Here is a 1,198-nt window from a genome sequence, read left to right on the forward strand (position 1 = left end):
AGTTTTCAAAGAGCATTTTTTAATCCTGTTTAAAAGCGACAGGAATTTCATCTTACTACATCCGAACCTATAAAGTCAAGTGTTTTTTACACTTTATCCAATGCTCGTTATGTAGTCGCACTCTCTACGGAGCGCAGGTTTACAATGTATCACATTGCAAGCTAGTTATCAACCATCAAAACTTTCCAGTTCAAGGTCGTTTCGAATGAAAGTTCATGGTCGGGAAGACAGGATTCGAACCTGCGACCCCTTGGTCCCAAGCCAAGTACTCTACCAAGCTGAGCTACTTCCCGACTATATCCTTTTCACTTTAGGTGAAAAGTGGCGTGCCCTGAGAGATTCGAACTCCCGACCTTTTGATTCGTAGTCAAACGCTCTATCCAGCTGAGCTAAGGGCACATATGGAGCGGACGAAGGGTCTCGAACCCTCGACCTTCGCCTTGGCAAGGCGACGCTCTACCAATTGAGCTACGTCCGCATGTGATTTGTAGTTGTTAGGGTTGTTTGGTGCGGTCGAGAGGACTTGAACCTCCACGGTGTTGCCACCACTAGAACCTGAATCTAGCGCGTCTGCCAATTCCGCCACGACCGCATGTGAAGTTGTAAAAACTGGTGAGCCATGAAGGACTCGAACCTTCGACCCTCTGATTAAAAGTCAGATGCTCTACCAACTGAGCTAATGGCTCGTACTATAAAATTCGCCATGTACACATTTAAAGTATAAATGGCGGAGCTGACGGGACTCGAACCCGCGACCTCCGGTGTGACAGACCGGCGTGAACTCCAACTTCACCACAGCTCCATATTCAGTTGCACCCTACAGGTACTTCGATCCTCCTTAAAACGCAAGGAGAAAATTTGGTTGCGGGAGCAGGATTTGAACCTGCGACCTTCGGGTTATGAGCCCGACGAGCTACCGAGCTGCTCCATCCCGCGACAGGGACCTGATCGGTCAAGTAATGAAAATGGTGGAGGCTGACGGGATCGAACCGCCGACCCTCTGCTTGTAAGGCAGATGCTCTCCCAGCTGAGCTAAGCCTCCACATCCCCACAAAGTGACGTTTATGCTCTGAAGCATATTCCGAGTACTTTGCGGCCCCCCAACAAATGAGGGTTCTTATAGGTGACCCGTAGGGGATTCGAACCCCTGTATGACAGCGTGAAAGGCTGCTGTGTTAAACCGCTTCACCAACGGGCC

General features: G+C 49.7%; 9 tRNA genes. All 9 read right to left on the bottom strand.

The annotated features are described in order from the left end of the window. Nucleotides 1-216: 216 nt before the first annotated feature. Nucleotides 217-293: transfer RNA gene (locus tag EDM55_RS26025), tRNA-Pro, on the bottom strand. A gap of 29 nt (nucleotides 294-322) precedes the next feature. Further along, nucleotides 323-399, bottom strand: a tRNA-Arg gene (locus EDM55_RS26030). 3 nt (nucleotides 400-402) lie between these two features. After that, nucleotides 403-478 (bottom strand) — tRNA-Gly (locus tag EDM55_RS26035). 27 nt (nucleotides 479-505) lie between these two features. Further along, nucleotides 506-592 (bottom strand) — tRNA-Leu (locus EDM55_RS26040). Between the two features lie 18 nt (nucleotides 593-610). Then, nucleotides 611-686, bottom strand: a tRNA-Lys gene (locus EDM55_RS26045). 39 nt (nucleotides 687-725) lie between these two features. Further along, nucleotides 726-802: transfer RNA gene (locus EDM55_RS26050), tRNA-Asp, on the bottom strand. Between the two features lie 57 nt (nucleotides 803-859). After that, nucleotides 860-936: transfer RNA gene (locus tag EDM55_RS26055), tRNA-Met, on the bottom strand. A 30-nt stretch (nucleotides 937-966) separates the two neighbouring features. Next, nucleotides 967-1,042, bottom strand: a tRNA-Val gene (locus EDM55_RS26060). Nucleotides 1,043-1,124: 82 nt separating this feature from the next. Beyond that, nucleotides 1,125-1,198 (bottom strand) — tRNA-Glu (locus EDM55_RS26065).

Source organism: Brevibacillus centrosporus (assembly GCF_003710815.1).
Taxonomy (GTDB): domain Bacteria; phylum Bacillota; class Bacilli; order Brevibacillales; family Brevibacillaceae; genus Brevibacillus; species Brevibacillus centrosporus.